The sequence below is a fragment of the Methanosarcina horonobensis HB-1 = JCM 15518 genome (genome assembly GCF_000970285.1).
Lineage (GTDB): Archaea > Halobacteriota > Methanosarcinia > Methanosarcinales > Methanosarcinaceae > Methanosarcina > Methanosarcina horonobensis.
This window is the reverse complement of the sequence record NZ_CP009516.1, coordinates 437989-463181: the sequence shown is the minus strand read 5'-3', so window position 1 is coordinate 463181 and position 25193 is coordinate 437989. Positions and strand designations below refer to the sequence as shown.

Sequence of the window (25193 nt, the reverse complement as noted above, 5' to 3'; positions counted from 1 at the left end):
AAAACAGGTCCCAACGTTCCAGGAAATAGAATAAAAGTTAGGTAGAGATTTAAGAAACATAATAAAAAACTGCCGATTTTTAATAATTGAAAAATTTAAAAAATATAGGCAGACATATGGTTATTTTTCTAAGAAAGATTTAGAAACCGAATCATTGGAAAGAATCTGCGTCAATTTTCGGGAATCTTCCGGAAGAAACAGAGTTTCCAGGTTTTTTTCTGAATTATCCTCTGTCCTCGTATCAGACCCTCATTTAATCTTCAGTTCCTAGTTTTTATTATCCTACTATAATATCTATTTTTATAATATTTCATCAATACTCATATTGGAACTAATTTTATCCTTCTTACATATATCTTTTATGGCCAGATCATCAAACAATTCCTGAGAAAACTTCATGATCCCCTCCATCTGAAGAAAATATTCATAAAGAAGCTCCAAAAAAATTCCGAAAAGAGAAAGTTATAAGTAGTCAACATTTAGATGTTTACTTGTATTCCTTCCATATCAAAAAATTACTCATGTATAGCACACTTGAACTCATTCATGCACACTTTAATTTATTTTTTTAAGAGAACATCCTGGAAAGAGAACTCAGGTCCCGGAAGGGGTAACGATAGAAACCGGAGAGTTCGGAAAAAATCCGGGAAATAGAACGGTGAAGAAAATGACAAACAGGAAAACACTCACAACACTTACATTACTGGCCCTGCTTGTTCCGATTCTTTTTATATCGGGCTGTACCGGGGATCTCAGTGCAGAAGAAATCGCAAAACAGATGCAGGAAAAAGAAGCCAACATCCAGGATTATTCATATACGATGCAAATGACTTCATACTTTGGAAATCAGACACAGGAAAGTGAGGTTCGGACCCTGCAGAAGAAACCGGATAAGATGAAAACAATTACAATAAAACCTGAAGAAGAAGCAGGCACCATTGTAGTTTCGGATGGAGAATTTATCTGGACCTATGACCCCAAAACAAATACGGTCACGAAAATGGAAATGCCGGATACCCCGATACTGGGGGAGATAGATTACGTAGGAATTATTGATGAGTTCCTGAACGAAACGGATGTCTCCCTGCTTGGTATGGAGGAAATCGACGGAAGGCCCGCATACCTGCTTGAGACCAGCCCAAAAGAAGAGGAAGAGGGATTCAAGCTTGCAGACGGGATGAAAATCTGGGTGGACAAAGAGACCTGGATGCCTCTCAGGTATGAAATGTATGACAGTGACGGAGACCTGGTGATGGAACTCGAGATCCACGACCTGGAAATTAATACAGGCATCCAGGACTCCGAATTTGTATTCGAGGTGCCGGAAGGGGCAACCGTAAAGACAGTGGACCTCGACTCATTTAAACTTCCCGAAAAAATGACCTTAGAAGAAGCCAGAGAATCTGCGGGATTTGAAATCTTGGTTCCGGAATACCTCCCAGAAGGGTATGCCTTCAACTATTCGATGGTTTCCAATAACAGCTGGATAGCCCCTGAAAACCAGGCCTTCGAGACGGTTTCCCTGACATACGAAAACGAGGAGGGAGACATCATTTCCCTTTCGGAAACCGTGTACGAAACCGAGACTCCGGAAGCTCCAATCATGAATTCTGCAGAAGAAGTTTCGATCAATGGGAAGGAAGGGAAGTACCTTACCCTGGGAGATATGAAGATCTTGAACTGGGAAATAGGGAATATTGAACTGAGCCTTGCCTCTTCCCTGGAAAAAGACGAAATGCTGAGAATTGCGGAATCCTTGCGGGAAAATGCCTGAAAAACTCATTTAATGGCAGTTAAAGCCGGAAAAAGGTGAGGAATATGTCAACAAAGAAAATGCTATTCCTGCTGGCCCTCGTAATTCTGGCCCTTTTCGCATCGGGCTGTACGGAAAAAGAACCGAATGCCGAAGAGATTGCAGCCCAGTTGCTGGAGAAACAGAACAGCATTGAAGATTACTCGTATACGATGCACATGACCTACTACATCGGGGAGAAGGTTGTGGAAAACGAATTTAAGACAATGTACAAAAAACCACACATGATGAAAAACTTCGTAGAAAAGCCGGGAGAAGAAGAAGAGACGCTCGTGCTATCGGATGGGGAATTCAGGTGGACCTATGCCAAGGGAACGAATACGGTCATGAAAACAAAAATTCCCAAGACCCCGGAATTAACTGAAAACGACTACCTCTTACTCATAAAAACCACCTTTAATGATACGAACGTATCCCTGCTGGGAACAGAGGAAGTTGAAGGAAGGAAAGCCTACCTGCTCGAGGCGATTCCGAAAAAGACAGGAGAACAGACCCCTGAATACAGTATGAAAGTCTGGATAGACAAAGAAACCTGGATGTTCCTCGGGTACGAGATGTACGATAGCAATGAAAGCAGTAAGACGCTGATTTCAAAAGTAGAAATCCGGGACCTGAAAGTAAACACCGGGATTCCGGATTCCGAGTTTATGTTCAAAATCCCGGAAGGGGCAACCATAAAGACCATGGACCTCGAAGAGATTGAACTCCCTGAAGAATTAAGCCTCAAAGAAGCTGAGGAGCGTGTCGGGTTTGAAATCCTGATCCCTGAGTACCTGCCGGAAGGTTGCGAGTTCAGCTATGCTACAGCCTACAATACCAGCGAGACGACCCCTGAAGGCCAGGCTGCTGAAAAGGTCGTCCTGACCTACAAAAAAGGAGAAGAAAATATAGTGATCACGGAAACCGTATACGAAAGCCAGGCCCCAGATGCTGCAATAATGAATACTGCAGAAGACATTACCATTAACGGGAAGGATGGAAAATACCTTGCCTTCGAGAACATGAAAATCCTGAGGTGGAAAATAGGGGATGTTGAACTGAGCCTTACCGCTTCCCTGGAAAAAGATGAATTGCTGAAAGTTGCAGAATCAATTTGCAAGGATGAAAGAAAAGGTGAAAAAGTAAAGCCCTGAGGCCTTACTTTACTTTTTTAAGCTTATTTTGCAAGGTTGTAGTTCTGGTTGACGATCTTCAGAGCGCAGAAGTTTCCGCACATCGTGCATGCATCTGTATCTTCGGGTGCCCTGCTGTTCCTGACTGCTCTTGCGTGTTCGGGGTCGATTGCAAGGGAGTACATCTTTTCCCAATCGAGTTCCCTTCTGGCTCTGCCCATATCAAGGTCCCACTGTCTTGCCCTGTCAGGATACTTTATCATGTCTCCGACGTGGGCTGCAATCCTGGAGGTCTTGACACCGGTGATGACGTCTTCGAGGTTCGGGAGTGCAAGGTGCTCTGCGGGTGTTACGTAGCAGAGGAAGTCACAGCCGTAGGAGGCAGAGACAGATGCACCGATTGCGGTTACGATGTGGTCGTAGCCTGGAGCAACGTCAGTAACGAGAGGACCGAGCATGTAGAAGGGTTTGTGACCGCTCATTTCCTTCATGAGCTTCACGTTGGTTGCGATCTGGTCAAGTGGAACGTGGCCAGGACCTTCTACAATGACCTGCAGGCCCTGCTTATGTGCCCTGTCAGCCATCTCGGAGTTGATGATCAATTCCTGGATCTGGGCACGGTCGGTTGCATCATGGACTGCACCCGCACGCATTCCGTTTCCTGTCGAGAGGACGACTTCGTGTTCCTTGAGGATTTCAACGAGGTAATCGAAGTTTGCGAAAAGAGGGTTTTCCTTTTCGTTGTGGAGCATCCAGGAGCTCATGAAGGCGCCGCCACGGGAACAGAGTCCGCCGTACCTTCCATGGGCTTTAAGCCTGTCAAGGGTGATGTTGTTGATCCCGGTATGAATTGCCATGAAGTTGGTTCCGAGCTTTGCCTGGGCTTCTGTTGCGTTGAAGAGCTCGTCTTCTGTCATGTGGACGATTGAACCGTACTTTCTGGCAGCTTCAATGAAAGCTTGGTAAAGGGGAACTGATCCGACTGAAAGGGAAATGCTGTCAATGACTTTTTTTCTGATTGCAAGGAAGTCTCCACCGGTCCCGAGCTCCATGAGAGTGTCAGCACCTGCTTTTTCTGCAGCGATTGCTTTTTTGACTTCCATCTCTGGATCCACAATGTCCGAGGATACACCGATAGAAGCATTGACTTTGGTCCTGAGCCCTTCTCCGATACCGCAGATCTTAACCTGTCTGTAAGGGGAGGTTGGAATAACGATTCTTCCGGCTGCAACACCGCGGCGGACGAATTCAGGGTCAAGTCCTTCATCCTTTGCGACGATCTTCATCTCTTCGGTGATAATACCTTTTTGTGCATCTTCCACAATTGTCATATTTATTACCTCAAGCTTTCATTTGTCTGTAAGATTATCGTGAAGATTTCATACGTAAGTAAAGGGATTGTGAGTTAGAACATAGAAGGAAAGTAATTATATATAACACTATTTAAAAAACTAACTTTAACCTAAATCAATTTTACTTTACTTGAGTGCCAGTTGATAGCGAAAATATAAAGCTTGCGATTAAAATAAGTTTTTTATAAAGATAGTTTGAAGTTAAGTTGAGTTGTAAACAAGTAAATTTGTTTTAGAGATAAGATAAGTTTGATGGTTTGGCTAGAAGAACTTATAAGTGAGCTACATTATAAGGAACTTTATGGGATTCAAACGGACCTACCAAATCAATTTGAACCTCACGCGCCCAAAGGCAGGATTATGTTACAGATAAGACTTACCTTAACTCCGTGACAATATTTGATGGCTCAGCTGGTCTTATCGAATATGACAGAATGGATAACAATTTTAGTGTAGGAGGTACTTACTACCTGCAAGACGGCCATCAATATATAGTTTATTTAAAAGTAACTGGATCAGAGAGTACATATGGGGTCGGATATGCATGTAGTGATGCTGGCCCGTGGGACCTCGATGATTGGGGATATGTGAAATATACAGTTTCAGCATTGTCTGGTAAGAAAAACTTTGGGATGGAATTATTCTCCCTTACCTACTATTATTTTTTTGTATGGGGATTTAATGAGTTCTGAAGAATTCGTCAAATACTATAGATGTCGGATGATTGTTCTTGGATCAAGTATAGATGTTTCTCTCATTCTTATGGATGATTTGTTGTTTATTTCAAAACACGAAATAAAAAGAGTTTATCGATATTTTGAGTATGTAATTATACTGATACTTACAGGTGCATCGAGCAATTTTATAACAATATTATACGATGAATTTGGTAAAAAATTTCCATATTTTCTTGGTTGGGCTATTTTTTCAATGCTAATTATTTTATTTTTACTGCTACTATTTTCCTTTCTCTTTTTCAGGCTTATTAACGATTTTCTGATAAAATTGAAGTACGAACAATTATTTACAAAATATTATCCATCAGACGAGCATTTTGATTATATCAAGATTCATCTAAGTAATATAATTGATGTTAGCAAGGACAAAGGGAATTTTTCAATTAAAACAATAGATGGACAATACAATTTCAAAAATGTCCACAACGATTTTTTTGATGAATTGAATGCAAAAATGATATCTATTTAAAATATCCTTCAAAGAGGTCCGAGAAAAATTTGAAAAAATCGGGAGACGGCCAGGAGGCTGCTAGCAGGCTACCAGGAAATTGAGAGATTTCCGGATCATTTCCTGATTATTTCTTTACTTACCATCTTCTCCATCTATTATTTTTTCCCTGTTTGTTATTTCTCTCTGCTTGTTTTTCTCCTGGATTAAGCTAACCGTTTGCCTGTGAAGAGTTACTATAAGGTCGCTGAGCATCCCGAAGATAAACATCTGAAGACCGAATATAATAAACAGAGCCGTGAGAACCGAAAGGGGAATACGGGTGGTTCCATCTAGCCACTCGATTACCACATAGGTTCCCGTAAGCAAACCCGCCATAATAAAGACAAAACCAATAATCCCGAAATAGAACATAGGATTATGCACTTTTGCAAGCCTGTAGATGGTAGACCCGATTCTTATTCCATCTTTTACAGGATTTAGCTTGGTTTCTCCTTTTTCACTTCTGGGGAGGTAAGTAATCGGCACCTCTTCGACTAACTGTTTTTTCAGGATGCACTCAACAGAGATTTCGGTTTCTATTTCAAAACCGGTCTTATTAAGTTCCAGTTCTCTAATACTATCGAGCGTGAATGCACGGTAGCCTGAAAGAATATCTCTTAACTGCACTCCGTAAGCGATATCAAAAAGCAAGTTTATCAGGCGGTTGCCAACCAGGTTTAGCTTTGTAAAAGCCCCAGGGGAATATTTCTCCAGCCGGTTACCTATAACATGGTCGGCTTTTCCTACCAGAATCGGCTCAAGAAGGGAAGGAGCTTCTTTTGCAAGATAAGTCCCATCTCCGTCAACCATTATTACATAGGGACTTTCGATGAGTTCGAAAGCCTGGATCATTGCCTGACCCTTGCCCTTTCCGGTCTGCAAGACAACTCTTGCACCTTCCAACTCTGCAATCTGCGCTGTCCCGTCTTTGCTGTTTCCATCGATTACAAGAATATTGGAAAACCCTACTTTCTTGAAATCTTTAATGAGATCCCCTATCGTTGCAGCTTCGTTAAGGGTAGGAATGAGAATGCAAACGTCCGTGTAATTCACGTTTCACACATATCCTTCGTCGGAGCCTCTACGCATACCGCAGAATCCGTTTTTGTACTGAATATTCTATCCATGCCCCTTCCGCAGGGAGGCAGATTAAAATGAATACAATAGATATAAAGATATAAGGGATCTTATAAAAGTCCCATATTATCGAGTTGTTGACGGACTACTTCTACACCCCTTTCACAGTCTTCGGGGGACTTTCCGCCTGTAACTACAAGTTTTCCGGAACTGAAAATAAGGACGACCACCTTGGGTTCATCAATCCTGTAAACAAGACCCGGAAACTGCTCGGGTTCGTATTCGATGTTCTCAAGTCCAAGCCCGATTGCAATTGCATTGAGGTTAAGGATAGTGTGCAGGTCTGCTGAGGCAACTATATTCTGGACAGTAATCTGCGGGTTTTCTATTGTTTTGATCCCGATGCTGTTCAGCTTTTTTGCCATATTGCCAATAACTGTGTGCACGTCGGCAACGTTTTTTGCTCCTGTACAGACAACCTTTCCGGAAGTAAAGACCAGAAAAGCAGCTTTAGGGTCTGAAACTCTGTAGACAAGCCCGGGGAACTTCTGTTTGTTATACTCAGCCCCTTCGAACTGGGATTCGATCAAAGTTAAATCAAACTCTTCTGCGAGTTTGGTGGATGCGACCACGTTTTCAATTTTGATGCTAGATTCGCTCATTAGTCAACCCTCAGTATATAAAGCAAGAGTAATATCCTCTAACCACTATATAAAGCTATAGTTAAATGCCTCGCATAGTATATAAATACTATATATAAAGAATATAAATGCGACAGAAAAGCTTAAATTATGGGCGCCAGTTAAATGAAAAAAATTAAAGGAGACAAAGGCATCCGCATCTGCTTTGAAAACCGTCAATCTTCAGAATTTTTTAAACCTTCAAGGATAGAATCATATTTTTTGCAGACTCTTTCAAGAAGATCTCCTTCTACACTGCGGTGAGTTGGTACCAGAATTTTAGCCCCTTTCCCTATATTCACTCCCTCACCTGAAGTCCCGTAATCAGGAGACACAAGGATGCCGTCCGTAGAAATCCTTATATTAAGATCATTAACGATCCTTGAGACCATATCAGTTGCAGGCTTTACCTTCCTCTCAATAAGCAGGGCTGAAGCTACATATCTTTCCCTGGTCTCCCGAATCTTCCGGAGAGTCTCGTCCACAACTTTGGGATCCACTTCATCGGAAAGTTCTTCTGAGATTAAAGAGATCGCCTCAACAAGGTCTTCAAAAGTTGTTGAGCGCACCTCAAGGATCTCACCATCACAGTGCTGCTTCACAGTATCAAGATAACCTGCAGTGACCACAAGCACATCGGCCTCAAGCAGGCGAGAAATCTCCTCTTTAGAAGGGCAATAAGCATTCGCAACAAAATAATCTTTAATCCCGCACATGCCCATAAGGGACTCATACATCGGAGTCACAGCAATGGTTTTTCTCCCTACCCAGAGGTTGATTTCGCTCTGCCCGCCCTGTGCCTTTAATAGATCAATAATTTTTTCCTTTATGGCTTTAGGGTCGTTCTTTTTAAGCCCGAAATAATCTGCAAATAGCGGGGTTGTGGAAAGCTGTCTGCTCCTCCCGCAGGGCACGGAATCGACAAAACCTCTCTCAATCAGGTCTTTTATATGGTCGTAGGCTCCGCTGCCCCTCATTTCAATAAGGTCGGACTGGAGCAGGGGCTGATGATAAGCAATCATGGATAAAGTCCGGAGTTTAGGGGCTGAGAGTTCTTTTGGGGCAACATCCCTCATAAGTTCGGAGTATTCCGGCTTGACCTGCATGACGTAGCGGTCTCCAAGGTCCAGAATTTCGATGCCTGAGTTCCGTGAAGAGTAAGCCTCCATCAGCTCCTGCACCGCCGAAGACACATTCTTTTTCGGCTTTCCGGTAATTTTCATAAGTTTCTCAAGGCTTACTGCCCTGCCCGCAGCAAAAAGAGCCGCTTCGATAATTTCAAGCTCACTCATAAATTTCACGACCAGAAAAAAGGATTAAGTTATTCATCAGGTAAGTTAACTTGCTTCTTCAGAAGAGTCCGAGTTTGTATATTCCGATTCAAAGGAAAAAACTTCAGGATGCCCGGCTTCTCCAGGCTCTGAAAGATCTCCTGTTAAACCCTGTTTTATTTGATGGAAAAGAGGCGGGTTGCCTTCCGTGGAAAACCCGGATTCTTCTCCGGGATAAATATACAATTCTCCGAAAAGCTCACTCTGGAAAAGCCAGATTTTCCTGCTCGAAGCAAGAAAAAGGAGAGAAAGATAGTCTGTGATTCGATCTTCGCTCAGTTGAGTTAAAGCAGAGAATTCCACAACAGACTGCTTCATAAAGAGTTCAACAAGCCTTGCCCAGATAAGGGCCAATCTCGAGCTGATGGCTTCATCGTGGGCAATCCCGAGCACATCTCCGGTAGCCAGGGGAGCATCAGGGATATCAGGCTCTTCTGCAGCCAGACGGGCTTTCTTTTCGTTTTTTCTAGAGAGTGTTTTTTCAGCTTTTTTAAGTTCCACAATCAGTTCATTCAGTGTGACAGGTCTTGTGGAAAGGCGACGGACAGGAAGCTTCGGAACAGGAAACTCATCAGGCTCAGGCAGCTCTTCACCATCGAAAAAGCCAGGGTCAAAGTCCTCTTCTTCCTCTTCTTCTGGTCCGAGAATCATTGAAGATTTCATGCGGAGGAGAATAGCCGAATAAAGGAGAGTCCTCGAAGAAATTCTTAAATCCATTTTCTGGAGCTCTTCTATCCTGTGCAGAAAAGTATCGGTTAACTGCACAACATCGATATCCCAGGGATCGATCTTTCCGTCCTTTGCAAGTTCAACCAGAATGCCCAGGGGCTCATAGGTATTAAATTCCGAGAGGTCGAAAAGTGCCCAGTCAATGCCGAGGTAAGAAAGAGTTGTCGGAAGCCCGAAAGTTTCAGGGTCTGAAAAAAGAGAATCCTTTTCTCCGGGCTCACAAATCTCTGGAGAAGGGAGCCCGGAAATATCGAGTGCTGAGTTATCTATAATTTCAGCCATTGAGCTTCACTCCGGTAATACTCGTGATATTATTCTCCTGCATCGTAACCCCGATTGTCCGGCTTGCAGCCTGGATCATGGGTTTTCTCAGGGAAACAACTATGAACTGGACCTTTGAGCCTGAGGTTTTAACACGCCTTGAGACTCTCTCTACATTCCAGCCGTCAAGGAACATGTCAATCTCGTCAAAAGCATAGAAAGGAGCAGGACGGTACTGCTGGATTGCGAAGATAAAAGCAAGTGCGGTAAGACTTTTTTCTCCTCCTGACATGGCTTCTATGCGCTGGAGGGTTTTTTCTTTCGGCTGGGCCCTCAAGGTCATTCCTCCGGCAAAGGGGTCGTCCGGGTTTTCCAGCAGGAGTTCTCCCATACCGTCAGAAAGTTCGTAAAAGATCTCTTTGAAATTGGAATTTATGCTTGTATAAGCCTCCATAAAGGCGTCCCGCTTGAGCTGTTCGTACTGGCCAATGCGTTCAAGGAGCTGTTCCCTTTCGGTAAAGAGAGTATCTCGTTTGCCCTGCAGGTCGGAAAGCCTGAGTTCCACCTCATTATATTCATCTATTGCCCTCATGTTTACAGGCTCAAGCCTGCGCATGGCTTCTTCGATTGCCTGAATCCGCATGTAAACGGTTTCGTAACTCGGAACCTCCGAGGTCTCCTCAATTCCCCTTCTCTGTATCTCTTCAACCAGCTGCTTTTCCTGGTCAAAAAGAGCACTCTTAGTAGCTGTAAGCGTAAGTACCTGCTGTTTTGCCTTTTCAAGGGTGGTTGCAGCTATACTGACCCTGCGCTTTACCGCACTATGTTCTGCCTGAACATTTTCCCTTTCTTTCTGAAGCCTTATAAGTTCGTCGGAAAGTTGAAGTTCACGCTTCTGTTTTTCTTCAAGCTGAGCTTCAAGTTCCGCGATTTTTGCTTTAAGGGAATCTACTCTTTCCCGCCTTGAAGCTTTCTTTTCATCAAGTTCCTTTATAAGCTCCTTGGCTTCGGCAATTTTCTGCTCAGCATACTCTTTTTCAAGCTGAAGAGCATTCAGACTGGCTTCTGTATCCCTGATTCTGCCATCAAGCCTGCGGATTTCTTCATCTACAAAGTCGGCTTTTTTGTTTATCTCGGGAAGGGGAGAATCGGCAAGCTTTGCCTCAAATTCGGCAACCTGACTCTCAAGTTCAGCCGCAATACCTTCTTTTTCCACCTTTTCCGCAATTACCCTGTCCATCTCAGCCCTGAGTTCGGTTCTCGATTCTTCGATTGCCTTCAGGTCTGCCTGTTTGGCTTCAAGGAGTTCTGCAAGTTTTGCTTCCCTGCCAGCGATTTCCTGAAGCTCGAGCTCCTTTCTGGAAATAGTAGCCTCACAGTCGCGGATCTTTCTGCTCAGCTCAAAAACATGGCTTTCAATGCTGTCCTGTTTGCTGATAGCAGCATTCCGGCTTGCATCAAGGGATCTTATCTCTTCTGCAAGTTCAAGGAGTTTGTCCTTTTCCGCTGCCGCAAAAGAAATCCCGGATTTTGAAGAAAGAGAACCTCCTACCATTGCCCCGCTCTTTTCAAGGAGTTCGCCTTCAAGGGTGACCATTCTCGCTCTTCCCATAAGGCGGCGGGCACTGGCAAGGTCTTCCATAACCAGAGTGTCCTGAAAAACATACCAGAAAGCAGGCTCAAAGTCTGGATCGAATTCAATAAGGTCGATTGCATACCCTATTACTCCGTTCTCATAATTGAGATTTTCAAGCCTTCTGGAATCCTTCATTTTATTAAGCGGAAGAAAAGTAGCTCTACCGCCTTTCCTCCGCTTCAGGAATTCGATCGCTTCTGCTGCATCAGCATCGGTATCTACAACAATTGCCTGCATCCTGTTCCCTGCAGCAACCTCAAGGGCTGCCGCATATCTGCGGTCTACTTTTCCGAGCTGGGCAATTGTCCCGTGAATTCCGAAGAGTTCTTCCTGCTTCGATGCCCCGATTACCATCTCGACAGCTCTTGAGTAACCTCCTCCCTGTTCCGAAGCCCGGACCCTCGCTTCGGCAATTGCATATTCCTGCTGGAGGGTGTGCAGCCTGTTCTCAAGTTTCTTTATGTCTTCTTTGATTCTGGAGCGGCTGCTCTCTATGTCGTCCCGGTCTTTTATGAGGGATTCAAGGTTATTTGTAAGTTTTTCGATTTCGTACTGGACAGAAAGGGTATCGCTGTCCGAGGCAGTAACTGCAGCCTGTGCATCCTTGATCTGGTTTTCGATCTCCCGCAGTTCCGAAGACTTTCTCCTGAGAGCATCGAGAAGCCTGTCCTCGTTCCGAATAAGCTCGTTCTTTTCGTTTTTAATATCCTCAAGCTTTTTGCGGGCAGCCATGAGCTCATCCCTTGTTGCCGCAAACTTTGCATCTATATCAGCAATCCTGCTCTGAAGCAGCATGCGCTCGGTTTTTCTTTCTGAAAGCTCTGCAGAGATGCTTTCTTTCCTTACGTTTTCAGCTTCTATTTTCTCTTCGAGTTCTCTGACCTTTCCCTTTGTGGAGTCAATATCAACAAATGCTTTTCTGCGCCTTGAATCAGCTTCTTCGAGTTCGGACTCGGAAACTTCGATGCTGTCAACACAGCGGGAGATTTCTCCTTTTGTTTCTTCTATTTCCCTTTTGACCTGCAGCTGTTCATCTTCCCCTTTTTTTCGGATTTCGAGGGAGAGGTTTTCCAGAGTCTGTTCAAGAGCTTCCAGTTCCTGAACCCTTTCGTTCAGCAATACCTGTACTTTTTCAAGGTGCTCTTCTTTCCCTGCAAGTTCTTTATCCACATTTTCCAGTTCGGTTCTGGCATCCTTGAGTTTGGAGAGCAGGACATAACCTTCAAATTTAATTTTCTCAGATTTAAGAGATTGATATTTCAGAGCCTGGTCCCGTTCACCAGAGAGCTTTTCAAGCTGCGTCCGCACCTCTTCAAGAATAATGTCCACACGTTCGATTTGCTGCCTGACAATTTCAAGTTCCCCTAGTGCTTTTTGCTTGCGCTCGTCAAACTCCGCAACTCCGGCAATCTCGTCAATAATCTTCCGCCTTTCCACAGAGGTCATGGAAATAATCTGTGTGACATCTCCCTGCATCACGACATTGTAACCTTCGGGCGTTATCCCTGCCTTTGAAAGCTGGGAATGAATTTCTCCCAGGCTTACGGCTTTTCCGTTAAAGTAAAAGTAGCTGTAGTAGGCATTTTTTGTTCGCCGGACCTTTCTTGAGACTTCAACCTCATCAAGCTCTAAAGGCAGTTTGCGGTCAGTATTGTCAAAACGGATAGTAACCTGGGCAAAATCAGGTTTTTTTGCCTCATCTCCATTATAAATAAGGTCCGTAAGTTTTTCAGCCCTCAGTGTCCTGGAACTCGTGAGCCCGAGTGCAAAGAGAATCCCGTCTATAATATTTGACTTTCCACTCCCGTTAGGCCCGGAAATAGTGGTGAAGTCATTATAAAAGGAAATCTTTACTTTCTTTCCGAAGGACTTGAAATTAACGAACTCAATCTCTTTTATGTACACAGAATGCCTCTGAGGTTTTGCGTTTTTGAGGAAATTTTCGTTTTTCTCAGTCTCGTTTCACCCTGGGGTCTTTTCGGTTGCAGGTTATGATTTCCGCGTCCTCATTATCTCTGAGGTCCACGGATTCGTCAATTAAATGCTTTTTCGGAACTTTTTCGGCGATAATGTATTCGCATTTATAATCTTCATCAGGTCGGGCTCTTACAGGCTCTGCTTTCACGGGAGACCGAGATCTCTTAGAAGCTGGCAGCCCTGGTGGAACTAGCTGTCCCGAAGGAGCCTCTATTATTGGAGTTGACTGCCTCAGAGTGCCTCTAAACCGTTTCCTATCTCCACTTTCGGCGATAATATATTCACACTTTGTTTCGACAGGTTCACGCTCATCAAGCTCTCTTGGCTCAACCTCTCTGATCTTCAGCTGTACTTTTGCATTTGTTCCTGGCAGGGACGCAGGAGCTTCTCTGAAATCGGTCAGCTCGTGTGAGGAAGGACCTTCTTTCCTGAACTCAAGTTTACGCTTCGGTTTTCTGGAAAGAGGAGGAAGGTCAAGTGGGTCTTCAAGGATTGGAATAGAGGGAGAAGGAGGAGAATGGGCAATAGTACTTTGCGTACCTTCCGATGCTCTTGAAAGTCTTTCAATTTCTGCTTCCAGCTTCTTTATAAGCATTTTCTGATCGAGCAGTTCTCTGACGAGCCCATCCTGAATTCCTGCAAGTTCTTTCACTCGTCGGTCAATTGCTTCGGATTCGTCTTTTTTACCGGAAACTAATTCGGATCTCAGCTCACCAAGGATTGAAGCCTTGAGTGATGCAGAGTCAGGAAACTCCCTCAGTTCGGTTCTGATTTCGGAAAGAATTTGATCCTTAAAAGCATCAAGATCGGAACTACTTTCTACTTCGGCCTGTAACTCATTGAGAACCGAAGTCTTGATTGATTTTTTGAGAGTTTCGAGCTCCTCATAGGTAATTGACAGTCGCCTTTTAAGCGGTGTATTGTGCATATCTCTCTGTCCAGTTCTCATGAAAAATACCTCTAGCAAAGATTCGGGTCCCGGGTTTCCTTTATATATGCAGCTTTCTGCTAGCGTGAAACGTCATTATAATATAATTAAATTGATACGGTCAGACAAATTTAAATAATATGTATAAAGTAGATGTAATCTTACTTTATATATATATGGTAATCGATAGTATTCAGCTGGTTCTAAATGACTTTAAATTATATTATAATAAGATAACTTTATTAACTTTTCTGAAACCGATTACAGAGACCAACAGTAAAACAGAAGAAAGAGCATAAAGCATTAAATTTCCGAAGAAAGAAGATTTGAATCAGGGAAATGATTAAAAACAGGAGAGGCAGCTCGGAAATGTTCTGAAAAAGAATAAATATATTTCCTTAAGTTTTTCTTAGAATAATTATATGCATAATAAAATATCTCACCTCAGGATGTATTTAATACTGCAGGCCAGGGTCAGGGAATTCCCTAGAAAAATAATTTTTCAGGAAAGAAAGGAACCGAAAAATAGAATAAATATTTTTCGATGAAGTCTGTATGAAAGATATTAAATAGGTGTTCAGGTTAGGTTTAGGTTTTAGGAAAAACGGATAAAAGGCAGATGATAAAGGCCATATATTGAAAATAAGATTCACGACAAAACCCAGAAAGCAGGATACGACTGATAGTTAATGTAAACAAAATAGAGATCCAAACCGAAAATTTACAAAATAGAGAATGAAACCCAAAATTAACTCTAAAACAAAAGGAGTTAAAGAGTTGGATTTCAATAGGGGTCGGAAACTTTTTAGAGGAAAGTGTTACTGAATGGATGGAATAGATTCATCGAAATTGAGAAGTACACTCTGCCTCGCCTGAATTTTGGGGGACGTACTGCAGTCCATCTCAAGAGCACTCTCGTTAACAATAGAACCGTGAGTCCCGGTGCTTTCGAGGAAAAGTTGAACCTCTTCAACTTCTGGCTCTCGGAAATGGTCCATTTCGAAGATATCCATAATAACACTGAACACGTTTTTGTGTAAGTGATCGGTAATCCGAGTCATCGGAAGTAAACACGATCTATGAAGTATTAATAATTTACGATAAAAAGAGAACAAAAGAAAAAGAGGTAAACAAGTTTCTTAATATATAAATATTGTGCCTGATGTACAGATGTTTATTCCATGAAATAAGTCCGAGGGGGAAAAAGAAGAGAGATAAGGAAAAAAGAAAAATTAAAAAAAGGAAAAAAGTTAAAGGAAAAGGGGCCCGAAAATCCGGATTAAAACACCCGCTACAAGAGCGAGACCTATAGTGAAGGTGACAATCATAGCCGTATCCTTTGTACCAAGCTCATGCTTCAGGACTGCAATCGTTGCCACGCACGGGACATAAATGGTTGTTATAACCGCAAACTGGTACATCTGAAGAGGGGTCATTACAGCTGCAAAATTGGCTGTCCCTGCAAGCACTGCCAGGATCTGAAGTGCCATTTCTTTTCTGAGAATTCCAAAAACAAGCGCTGTTGCGGCAAAAGCCGGAAGCCCTAGAAGTCCTACAGATATGGGTTCTACGAAGTCCTGGAAGATAGAAAGAAGTCCCAGGGCATCGGCAATTCCAAGGGCTGCGCTTCCTGCAAGCAGCAACGGAAAAGCGATGTATAAAAACTCACGACTTTTCATCCAGGTTTTCCTGAGGGTTGATTTAAGTTCAGGTTTCCTGAGGGGGGTCATTTCCATAATGAAACCGCTTTTCTGGCCCGGCAGGGTTCTTCCGAGAATCCAGCCCATTGCAGCAATGATGACGATCTCCAGTACATAAATAGAAACAGCAGGCCAGAAACCAACAAAAGTTCCTACAAGCCCCAGTATAATAACTGTCCTTGCAGAGCAGGGAACAAGAGAGATGAGAAGCGAAGCTATCCGCTTTTCCCTTCTTGTGCCAAGGGCATGTACAGCCATTATTGCAGGGACATTGCAGCCAAAACCCAGGACCAGAGGGATAACAGCTCTCCCATGAAGCCCGAGTTTATGGGTCAGGTTGTCCAGGATAAAAGCTGCCCTTGTCAGATAGCCTGAGTCCTCGAATATGGAAAGGATAGCATAGAAAACTGCAATATAGGGGATTGCAATTGCAAATCCTGCCTCTACACCCCTCAAGGAATAGAGAATCAGGTTTCTAAGGACAGGTGCCATGCCAAGAGTCATTTCTTCGATGGGCTGGATTATGTAAGGCTCAAAAAGGTCGTTCACAATCCAGGTTTCAAGAAAGCCCCCTATCCTGAAGACGAGAAGAAACGTAAGGAGCAGCGCGGATATCAGGACTGCAATCCCGAAGTTAGGAGAGGTAAGAACTCTATCTATCCTGTCGCGAAATCTTTTTTTTGGCTCAAAACTTGAGACCACGCTGTCGACTATAAACCCGGATTCTCCATACAGATCCCTTGCAACGGTATCAGGAACTGAAATTCCATGATCGATTTCAAGGTTCTGCCTGAATCGCCTGGCAGAAGAGAGAATTGCGTTGGCTTCAGGCGGCATGCAGCAGAGTTCAACAAATTCGGCATCGTTTAATAGGGCTGCGATCTTAACACTTTGAGACGTATTCGGAAAAGCATGGTCAATCCCGGATAAAGCCTGGCGAATCCACTGGCTGTATCTTACCCTGTGGTGCTTCTGGACTTTTCCTGCCTCTTCAAGAGCCACAAGCACTACCTCATCAAGCCCTACTCCCCAGGTTGCAACAGTTGGAACTACAGGCAGGCCCAGGAGTTCTGAAAGTTTGTCCGTATCAATAAGAATCCCCAGCTCTGCGGCCAGGTCTACCTGATTTAAGGCAATAACCATGGGGATATCAAGTTCAAGCAACTGAAGGGTCAGATACAGGTTTCTCTCAAGCCTGCTTGCGTCAAGGACATTGATAATAACATCCGGTGAATCTTCAATAAGAAATCTTTTGGTTACTTTTTCATCTTCGTTCGCAACCCCAAGAGAATATATTCCAGGAAGATCAACTACTTCAATAGTCCTGTCTTTTACTTTCACATTTCCTGTTTTAAGCGAAACGGTGGTTCCCGGATAGTTGGATACCTCGACTCCGACTCCTGTAAGCCTGCTGAAGAAAACACTTTTTCCAACGCTGGGGTTACCTATAAAAGCAAGTGTCAAATCATAAGGAGGATTTTTTTCATAAGGAGAATTCTTTTTACCTCTATCGCCTGAATTACAGCATGAGCTGGAAATCTCTATCACGTCTCCGTTAAATGTGCTCCATGCAAATTATGGCTTATTTATCCATTTTTTACAGGCTTTTGCCTTTAGGAGTGATGAAAATTTTTTTTGCTATATCTCTTCCAAGAGCAATTTCAGACCCGACAGCCATCACCGAAATACAGCCCTGTTTCTGCTTGCGTCTGACTTCAATATCCTCTCCGGTTATGATGCCAAGAGAGGTTAAACGCTCTTTTGTTTCTCTTGGAAGGGTTACCCTGACAATCGTGCCTGAACTTCCCTCTCTCATCTCATCGAGGGGGATGAATCCTTCTTCTCGCTGCAAATTGCTTTTATCGATATTTATCGGGTGCCCGTCAGGGCAGTACTCAGGGTTTCCAAGGAAATCGTAAAGTCTCTCAAGCACCGAGTCCGATACCGCATGCTCAAGCTCGCAGGCTTCCCTGTGAGCTTCCTTTCTGTCAAAATCAAGGACATCAGCCAGGAAAGTTTCAAGCACCTGGTGTTTCCTTTTGATCCGGACGGCTTCTTCAGTCCCTTTTTCAGTCAATTCAACCCCTTGATAGGGCTTATATTCGACAAACCCCATCGAATGCAACTTTTTTATCATTTCCGTCACACTGGGTGAAGATACATTAAGTTCTTCTGCAATTTGTTTGGTTTTTGCAGGGCTCCGGTTTTTTGTAATAAGGTAAAGAATAGTTTCAAGATACTCTTCAAGTCGATCTGTATGCATTAACACCATCCCACAAGCGCACCAGCGCACACCCGAAACGCTTCAGGCCAGATAATTAGGACAACCTAAAAAACATAATTACTGAATAAATAGTTTTTGTTTTTTGCCTGTTAAGATGAACACTGGCTAAAAAGACTTTAAAACCTGATTTTATCACCTGAGCTCAGCAAGAAAAGGAAAAAAACAAAAGGCTTCCTTAGCCTTGAAGCATAAACTCTCTTAGAGCTACTGTAAATGTTTTCAGACTTCAATAGATTTAAGAACCGCAATCTCATTGCAGTCCGGAAATTTGGGGCACCTGATACAACCAGACCAGATTTTCCTGGGAAGGCTGTTTTTGTCAACGATATTAAAGCCCAGGGTTTCAAAAAAACCAGGCACGTAAGTAAGGGCAAAGACTTCTTTCATGCCGAGGCTTTTTGCGTCCTCAAGACAGGCTGAGACAAGCTTTGTGCCCACTCCTTTTCTTGAACAGTCAGGTCTAACTGCGAGAGCAAGGATTTCAGCAAGGTCTTCCCAGACAACATGGAGGGCACAGCATCCAATAACTTCACCTTCGATCTCACATACGTAATAGTCCCTTATGTTTTCGTACATCTCACTCAGGGAACGAGCAAGCATAAGCTCGTCCTTGGAGTAAGTGTTGATGATCTGTTTCATCTCAACAACATCACTTATCCTGGCTTTTCTGATCAATTCCTGTTTCCTCTGAGGCGGTAATTGTGTTTTTTAATAGAAATTATTCTACTTCACAAACATTTACTGTACTGCAGATAGGAGATAACTGTATTTCTGAATAAGAAATTTTTCCATAATTTACAGGACATACCTGCAAAAGCAGAAAACAAAATAGATAAAGTGAAACAGAAAAGTGGAACAAAAACGAGATAAAACAGGTAAAACAGACAACAAATAAAAAGACGAAATTTAATAAAAAGATGAAATTTAGCGGGCGCGAAGGGATTTGAACCCCCGATTTACAGCTTAGGAGGCTGCCGCCATATCCGGGCTAGGCCACGCGCCCACGGTATACTCCCTGAACACAGATACAACAGTATAGTAAAACTGTATTTCAAGTGAAGTATCCATAATACCGGCATAAGATATATATTTAATTATCGCTCCGAAGCATAGAAAGTCTGCCATTATCATTATGATGAATATCTTACAGAGAATACCTCTGGAAAGTTTTAAATCCAATGTAAACCATGTAACACCACTAGGTTAACAATAAATTTTAGATTACAGTAAGGTTAACAAAGAGTTTCGGATTACAGAGAATTATCTGGCAGAGATTAACGGAAAATATGGTTAACAATATGCTGAATTATTATTCCGAATATATCTTAAAACTGTTGAATTTCAATCTAACCTATATTTAAAAAATACTTACCTGACATTTTTCAGGTAGAAAAATCCAAACAAATAATAAAAACAAGAAAAACCTGACAGAAAGCCGGGTAAAGAAATAAATTAACAAGAAAGGAAAAAGCATGCATATAAGAAAGAATCATTCTTACTCCGTCCATACCCCAGAACTCAGGAAAATGGTTTTTGCATCTCTTTTTGCAGCCCTGACTGCCGCAGGAGCTTACATACAGATCCCTATACCCTTTTCACCTGTTCCTGTTACACTGCAGGTTTTCTTTGTCCTGCTTGCAGGAAGCATGTTGAAGAGTAAATGGGGAAGCCTGAGCATGGTTGTATATACCCTTCTTGGTATTGCAGGGCTTCCGGTTTTTGCAGGAGGCAGTTCAGGGTTAGGAGTGCTCCTCGGACCTACAGGAGGATATATCTTCGGATTTATACTGGCTGCCTTCCTTACAGGCAAGCTTGCCGAGAAAGCAGAGGATACCGAAAAATCCGGACTTGCAATCAATGCCCTTAATATGAGCACAGGAATTTTGATTATATATGCCCTGGGGGTTTTCCAGTTAATGCTGGTAGCTGAAATAGGACTTGGGACAGCCCTTACCCTTGGAGCCATTCCCTTCATTCCTGGAGAAATAGTAAAAACCTCAGTTGCAGCATATATAGCTTCGACCTATGAGCTCTAAAATTCGGGACTCAGTATCTAAGAAATGAGTCCCGTGATTTCATTTAACTGATAAAGAAGAATTAAACCAAAAAAAGAATTAAACCCGATTCCGCATGATCAGGCTCGAAAACGTAAGTTACAATTATCCTGGTGGAACCCCTGCTCTCAGAAACATAAATCTTGCAATAAGAAAGGGGGAGTATCTGGGGATAATAGGCAGAAACGGGAGCGGAAAATCCACTCTTGCTCTCCATCTTAACGGACTCCTTAGACCCCAGAAAGGAAAGGTCATGGTAAAGGGAATGGATACAGGAGATTTTTCAAAGCTCCAGGAGATCAGGAAAATTGTTGGCATCGTATTTCAGAACCCTGAAACTCAATTTATTGGCAGGACCGTAGAAGAAGACCTTGCCTTCGGACCTGAAAACCTTTGCCTTCCTCCTGCGGAGATACGGAGGCGGGTGGAGAGAGCCCTTGCTGAAATAAAACTTGAGAAATACAGATATCATTCTCCAAAAACCCTGAGTGGCGGACAGGGACAGTGCATTGCTCTTGCAGGAATCCTTGCCATGGAGCCAGAGTGCCTTGTTTTTGATGAAGTAACCTCCATGCTTGACCCTGCTTCCGGAGAAGCAGTCCTTAAGCGCGTAAAAAGGCTGCATGAAAAAGGAAAAACCATAGTATACACCACACATAATCTTGAAGAGCTTCATACAGCAGACAGAATTATAGTAATGGACAGAGGCAGAATAGTGCTTGAGGGAGAAACCGAAAATGTGCTATCAGATCCTTCTCTCCGGAGTCTCGGACTTATTCCGCCTTCCCTTATAGAACTTGCAGAGCAGCTGAAAAATCACGGAGTCCCTATCCCCTGGGAAAAGACCTCTTCCCCTTCCAGCTTTGCGGAGGAAATATGCCGATTATTCTTGAAAACGTAAGTGTTTTCTATTCAAGGAATACCCCTCTTGAAATTGCAGCCTTAAAGGATGTTAATCTGCGCATAGAAAAAGGGGAATTCGTAGGGATCCTGGGAGAAAAAGGTGCAGGAAAATCCACCCTCATAAAGCTGTTTAACGGACTTTTGCATCCGGATTCGGGAAAAGTAACCGTTGATGGACTTGACCCTTCCTCGAAAAAGGTTAAAAGCAGGGTAGGGATGGTCTTTCAACAGGCTGCAGACCAGCTCTTTTGCAGGACTGTATACGAGGAAATCGCATTCGGGCCGCTAAATTTTGGATATTCCAGAAAAGAAACTGAAGAAAGGGTCTTTGAAGCCGTTGAAGCTGTCTCTCTTGATCGCGCAATGCTGTCCAGAGATCCTTTTAGCCTGAGCGGGGGAGAGATGCAGAGGGTTGCCCTTGCAGGCGCCCTTGCCCTCAGGCCGGACTACCTTGTGCTGGACGAACCCATAACAGGGCTAGACCCTGCCGGAAAAAAAGAAATTCTGGATACTCTCAAAAAAGTAAAGGATCAGGGAACTGCAGTTATTACTATAACTCATAACCTTAAAGGGTTCTTCCCCCTGCTGGAAAGGATAGTGCTCGTTCGGGAAGGAAGGATAAATTTTCAGGGAAGCAGAAAAGAGTACCTGGAAACCGAAAATATGCCTCTTCCCCCAGTGGCATCAATGATGAGAGAACTTAAGTCCAGAGGAGTGCCGGTAAACCCTGCTGTCTTTACTGTTGAGGAAGCCCTTGAAGAGATATTGAGAGTGAAAGCAGCGATTGAAAAAGAAGAGGCTGAAAAACAGCCCAAAAAGAGAGTCTAAAAATTATAAAAAGTAGAAAAAGTGTAAAAAGTGAGAAGTAAGGAGACAAGGAAAGAGAATGCAACAACCTGTTTTCAGTTACGTGCCCGGGATATCCTTTCTGCATACACTTGACCCAAGGACAAAACTTGCAGCTGTAATGCTGCTGGGCATTCTGACTTTCAGGACTGAAAGTTTTTTCGGAATAGGGATTCTCTTCACCTTTTTTATTGCCCTTACCTTATTCTCCGGGCTACCAGCAAATGTGTTTTTTCGGGCAGTTAGGCCCATGGTACTATTTATTATATTCATTTTCCTCGCGCAGTTGTTTTTCACTGAAGGACGGGTGCTGGCTTCTTTTTGGATCCTGCGCCCAAGCCTGGAAGGGCTTCAGAACGGGTTCAGGCTTTCTGCACGGTTTATACTTCTCCTGCTTTTTGCAGCCCTTATGACAGCCAGTACTGACCCGTCCGCGATCACATGCGGGATAGAGAGAATGCTGCGCCCGCTGCCCCTTCGCTGGCTGGGTGTGAACTCCCATGAACTTGCGACAATGATGAACCTCTCGATAGCATTTCTTCCCCTTCTCTTTGATAGGGTTGAGCGGACAAAAGCAGCCCAAGCTTCAAGGGGCATGTATTTCGGGAAAAACCCTTTCAATTCGGTTCCTGCCCTTACCGTTCCCCTTATAAGAGGTGTGATTAGGGACGCTGAAGAACTTTCCCTCGCAATGGAAAACAGAGGGTATCAGGGAACCCGCAGAACCTCGATGCATGAGCTTTTAATGCAAAGAAGAGACTGGATATCTCTTTTAGTTCTGGGATTGCTTACAGCTTTTATGCTAAGATTTTAAAGAAATACTTGAACAGGCAATCTGTGTTTGTAAACTCTGTTTATCTGAAGATACCCGTATAATAAATCTTAATTTCTTCTTTTGCTCTTCTCTTCCGTCCTATTCTTCTTATCTTGTAATCTCAGGCCGGAGAAGTTCTTAGAAATAGATTAATATATGAACAACTGTTCATATATTCATGCAAGATAAGTGCGAACGAGTAAACCCTGAGCAGACAAAAACCCTATTGCAGAAGATTCCTGATGCAGAAATTATTACACGGATGTCTGCGGTCTTTCAGGCGCTTCAATCAGATACCCGCCTGAAAATCCTTTTTTTACTCAGGCAGAAAGAGATGTGTGTATGTGAACTCGAGCAGGCGCTTGAAGTCACGCAATCAGCAATATCTCACGGGCTTCGGACCCTCAGGCAGCTTGACCTTGTAAGGGTCAGGCGGGAAGGAAAATTTACGGTTTACTATATTGCAGACGAACATGTACGCACACTCATAGAGATGTGCCTTGAACACGTGGAGGAAAAAGCATGAGCCCTGATATACTCAGCTCTGTCCCGGACCTGCTTTCGGGAATCCTGCTTTCTTCATGGCAAATCTTTGTAGAAGCTTCTCCTTACCTGATTTTCGGGTTTGCTGTTGCAGGTATCCTCAATGTCCTTGTACCTGATCAGAAGATCGTGGATTATCTTGGCACGTCAGCAGGAAAAATTCGTTCTGTAATTAACGCATCACTGGCAGGACTTCCCCTTCCCCTGTGCTCCTGCGGAGTGATCCCAACAGCCATGTCTATAAGGAAAAGAGGGGCAAACCGGGGTGCAACCCTGTCCTTCCTGATTTCGACTCCCCAGACAGGAGTGGATTCTATTGCAATTACCTATGCTCTCCTTGACCCCCTGATGACTGTTTTTCGTCCTCTTGCAACTCTTGCAACCGCACTTCTTGCAGGGCTTGCCGATAACCTGCTGATAGGGGAAGAGCCAGAAAAAGAAAGAAGAAGAGAGGAAAAACCCGGAAAAAGGGAACATACTACCCTGAATATGGTGCCCTCAAAAGCCAGACCTCTGGAGTTAAAGAACGGATCAGGAGAAAAAACCCGACCTCTTACACTCTTACCTGGAATTTATGTACACGAATGTGTTTATGAAAACAGTGCTTCCTCATGCGGTTGCGGTCACTGCGGGCAGGAGAAAAACGAACCATTTCCGGATGAAAGAATTAAAAAGTCCGTAAAAGAAGAGTTTTTGAAAGGCCTGAAATATGCTTTCATAGAACTTCCGGGAGAGATTTCGAAGTGGATGCTTATTGGAATTCTGCTTGCAGGGATAATTTCCTATGCTGTTCCCGAGACCCTGATCCAGGAGTACCTCGGCGGCGGGATCGCGTCAATGCTGGTTATGCTCATAGTGGGTATCCCGCTTTACATCTGTGCTACTGCTTCAACTCCTCTTGCCGCAAGCCTTGTAGCTAAAGGAATGAGCCCTGGCACAGCTTTTGTTTTCCTGCTTGCAGGGCCAGCAACCAATGCGGCAACCATTACTATGGTTGCCCGATTTCTTGGAAAGCGTTCAGCAGCCCTCTACCTGGGAGTAATCTCCCTGTGCGCACTTGAGGCAGGACTTCTTCTTGACTGGCTTTACTTAAAACTGGGGATAAGTGTGACTGCAACTCTCGGAAGTGCAGGAGAACTACTTCCCGAAAGCATGAAGTTAGGATTTGCGGCCATCCTGCTCCCTCTAATGACCTACGGAGCCTTCCGCAGGGAACAGGAGTGTAGCTGTACGGAATGCCACTGAAGGAGAACAGGGAGAGCAGAGAAAAACGGAAGTGGAAAAATAATAAAAAAAGTGGGATAAATACCAGAATAATATAAATCCTTATAGACCAAATAATCAATATGCAGGAAAATCCCGAATTCCAGGAAAAAAAGGAACCGAAAGAAAGTGATTTCAAAGCTCCAGGGGAACTTGAAACTGGCTATATAGAGAAGTCATGGGAAAAACCTGAAAAGACGATGGAAACAGGAGTAGCCGGTGAGTCCACCTACCAGGAAAGAAAAGAACCAGAAGCAAGCGAGTTCAAGCCTCCGGGGGAACTTGAAACTGGCTACACAGAGAAATCATGGGAAAAACCCGAGAAAACAATGGAAGGAACAGGGGAGAGAGCCAGAATAGGGACAGGGGAAGAAACCCGAGAAGAGAAAAGTACGGGTTATACAAAGGAAAAGCGCCTGACAAGAAGTAAAACTGACCGTATGCTCTTTGGAGTCTGCGGCGGGCTTGGAAAATATTTCGGGGTCGATCCTACTCTTGTAAGGCTTGCCTTTGCTCTTCTTGCCCTGATAGACGGGATAGGAATTGTCATATATATTATTCTGGCAATAATCATGCCCCAGGAAGATAGCGTCAGGTAATGCCCGAAATCCGGAAGAGAAGTTAATGAAAAAGAGAAAAACAGAAACAAGAGATTGAATACAA

At 43.5% G+C, this 25193-nt stretch carries 22 protein-coding genes and 1 tRNA gene; 11 read left to right on the top strand and 12 right to left on the bottom strand.

Annotated elements, in window-relative coordinates; genetic code table 11:
- Positions 1 to 667: 667 nt before the first annotated feature.
- Together MSHOH_RS01945 and MSHOH_RS01940 are read left to right on the top strand one after the other, a co-directional pair.
- Positions 668 to 1774 (top strand): outer membrane lipoprotein-sorting protein, encoded by a 1107-nt coding sequence (locus MSHOH_RS01945; RefSeq protein WP_048136904.1) that lies wholly within the window; start codon positions 668 to 670, stop codon positions 1772 to 1774.
- 44 nt (positions 1775 to 1818) lie between these two features.
- Positions 1819 to 2946, top strand: a complete 1128-nt coding sequence (locus MSHOH_RS01940; RefSeq protein ID WP_048136902.1) for a DUF4367 domain-containing protein — start codon at positions 1819 to 1821, stop codon at positions 2944 to 2946.
- Positions 2947 to 2969: 23 nt separating this feature from the next.
- Here MSHOH_RS01940 and thiC read toward each other — a convergent pair whose 3' ends face one another.
- A complete protein-coding gene (thiC, locus tag MSHOH_RS01935) occupies positions 2970 to 4256 on the bottom strand; it encodes a phosphomethylpyrimidine synthase ThiC (RefSeq protein ID WP_048136900.1) in 1287 nt (428 codons plus the stop codon).
- Between the two features lie 410 nt (positions 4257 to 4666).
- On the opposite strand from thiC, the gene MSHOH_RS01930 reads away from it, so the two are divergent.
- Both MSHOH_RS01930 and MSHOH_RS01925 read left to right on the top strand, forming a co-directional pair.
- Positions 4667 to 4969 (top strand): hypothetical protein, encoded by a 303-nt coding sequence (locus MSHOH_RS01930; RefSeq protein WP_048136898.1) that lies wholly within the window; start codon positions 4667 to 4669, stop codon positions 4967 to 4969.
- A complete protein-coding gene (locus tag MSHOH_RS01925; RefSeq protein ID WP_048136896.1) occupies positions 4959 to 5483 on the top strand; it encodes a hypothetical protein in 525 nt (174 codons plus the stop codon). Before MSHOH_RS01930 ends, MSHOH_RS01925 begins: the two co-directional genes overlap by 11 nt.
- A 114-nt stretch (positions 5484 to 5597) precedes the next feature.
- Here the strand turns inward: MSHOH_RS01925 and aglJ are convergent, their stop codons facing one another.
- From aglJ to MSHOH_RS01870, 11 genes are all read right to left on the bottom strand, one after another.
- On the bottom strand, positions 5598 to 6557 hold the full coding sequence (gene aglJ, locus MSHOH_RS01920) for an S-layer glycoprotein N-glycosyltransferase AglJ (protein WP_048136893.1): 960 nt from the start codon (positions 6555 to 6557) through the stop codon (positions 5598 to 5600).
- 134 nt (positions 6558 to 6691) lie between these two features.
- Positions 6692 to 7243 carry a TATA-box-binding protein gene (locus MSHOH_RS01915; RefSeq protein WP_048136890.1) on the bottom strand — a complete coding sequence of 184 codons (552 nt, stop codon included), beginning with the start codon at positions 7241 to 7243 and terminating at the stop codon, positions 6692 to 6694.
- Between the two features lie 194 nt (positions 7244 to 7437).
- The gene (gene scpB, locus MSHOH_RS01910; protein WP_048136888.1) at positions 7438 to 8553 is read right to left on the bottom strand and encodes an SMC-Scp complex subunit ScpB; all 1116 of its coding nucleotides are present in this window, start codon (positions 8551 to 8553) and stop codon (positions 7438 to 7440) included.
- 45 nt (positions 8554 to 8598) lie between these two features.
- A complete protein-coding gene (locus tag MSHOH_RS01905; protein ID WP_048136887.1) occupies positions 8599 to 9603 on the bottom strand; it encodes a segregation and condensation protein A in 1005 nt (334 codons plus the stop codon).
- Positions 9596 to 13123 carry a chromosome segregation protein SMC gene (gene smc, locus MSHOH_RS01900; RefSeq protein WP_048136886.1) on the bottom strand — a complete coding sequence of 1176 codons (3528 nt, stop codon included), beginning with the start codon at positions 13121 to 13123 and terminating at the stop codon, positions 9596 to 9598. The genes MSHOH_RS01905 and smc overlap by 8 nt, the downstream gene beginning before the upstream one ends.
- A 46-nt stretch (positions 13124 to 13169) precedes the next feature.
- Positions 13170 to 14144 carry a hypothetical protein gene (locus MSHOH_RS01895; protein WP_048136885.1) on the bottom strand — a complete coding sequence of 325 codons (975 nt, stop codon included), beginning with the start codon at positions 14142 to 14144 and terminating at the stop codon, positions 13170 to 13172.
- A 797-nt stretch (positions 14145 to 14941) separates the two neighbouring features.
- Complete coding sequence (locus tag MSHOH_RS01890) at positions 14942 to 15184, bottom strand: hypothetical protein (protein ID WP_048136884.1); 243 nt, start codon at positions 15182 to 15184, stop codon at positions 14942 to 14944.
- A gap of 189 nt (positions 15185 to 15373) precedes the next feature.
- Positions 15374 to 17371 (bottom strand): ferrous iron transport protein B, encoded by a 1998-nt coding sequence (gene feoB / locus MSHOH_RS01885; RefSeq protein ID WP_048136883.1) that lies wholly within the window; start codon positions 17369 to 17371, stop codon positions 15374 to 15376.
- A 49-nt stretch (positions 17372 to 17420) separates the two neighbouring features.
- Complete coding sequence (locus MSHOH_RS01880; RefSeq protein WP_048136882.1) at positions 17421 to 18086, bottom strand: metal-dependent transcriptional regulator; 666 nt, start codon at positions 18084 to 18086, stop codon at positions 17421 to 17423.
- Positions 18087 to 18326: 240 nt separating this feature from the next.
- The gene (locus MSHOH_RS01875; RefSeq protein ID WP_048136881.1) at positions 18327 to 18782 is read right to left on the bottom strand and encodes an N-acetyltransferase; all 456 of its coding nucleotides are present in this window, start codon (positions 18780 to 18782) and stop codon (positions 18327 to 18329) included.
- 253 nt (positions 18783 to 19035) lie between these two features.
- Positions 19036 to 19110, bottom strand: a tRNA-Arg gene (locus tag MSHOH_RS01870).
- Between the two features lie 469 nt (positions 19111 to 19579).
- Between MSHOH_RS01870 and MSHOH_RS01865 the strand changes: the two genes are divergently transcribed.
- The 7 genes from MSHOH_RS01865 (at position 19580) to MSHOH_RS25810 (ending at position 25129) form a co-directional block, all read left to right on the top strand.
- Positions 19580 to 20143, top strand: coding sequence for a biotin transporter BioY (locus MSHOH_RS01865; protein ID WP_048136880.1), 564 nt, complete (start codon positions 19580 to 19582; stop codon positions 20141 to 20143).
- A 94-nt stretch (positions 20144 to 20237) separates the two neighbouring features.
- The gene (locus tag MSHOH_RS01860; RefSeq protein WP_048136879.1) at positions 20238 to 21062 is read left to right on the top strand and encodes an energy-coupling factor transporter ATPase; all 825 of its coding nucleotides are present in this window, start codon (positions 20238 to 20240) and stop codon (positions 21060 to 21062) included.
- The gene (locus tag MSHOH_RS01855) at positions 21038 to 21892 is read left to right on the top strand and encodes an energy-coupling factor transporter ATPase (RefSeq protein WP_048136878.1); all 855 of its coding nucleotides are present in this window, start codon (positions 21038 to 21040) and stop codon (positions 21890 to 21892) included. Before MSHOH_RS01860 ends, MSHOH_RS01855 begins: the two co-directional genes overlap by 25 nt.
- Before the next feature lie 58 nt (positions 21893 to 21950).
- Entirely contained in the window at positions 21951 to 22724 is a 774-nt protein-coding gene (locus MSHOH_RS01850; protein ID WP_048136877.1) for an energy-coupling factor transporter transmembrane component T family protein, read from the top strand.
- A 178-nt stretch (positions 22725 to 22902) separates the two neighbouring features.
- Positions 22903 to 23250, top strand: a complete 348-nt coding sequence (locus MSHOH_RS01845) for an ArsR/SmtB family transcription factor (protein WP_048136876.1) — start codon at positions 22903 to 22905, stop codon at positions 23248 to 23250.
- Positions 23247 to 24512: an SO_0444 family Cu/Zn efflux transporter gene (locus MSHOH_RS01840; RefSeq protein WP_048136875.1), complete on the top strand. Its 1266-nt coding sequence runs from the start codon at positions 23247 to 23249 to the stop codon at positions 24510 to 24512. Before MSHOH_RS01845 ends, MSHOH_RS01840 begins: the two co-directional genes overlap by 4 nt.
- Positions 24513 to 24613: 101 nt before the next feature.
- Positions 24614 to 25129 (top strand): PspC domain-containing protein, encoded by a 516-nt coding sequence (locus MSHOH_RS25810; RefSeq protein WP_048136874.1) that lies wholly within the window; start codon positions 24614 to 24616, stop codon positions 25127 to 25129.
- Positions 25130 to 25193 lie beyond the last annotated feature (64 nt).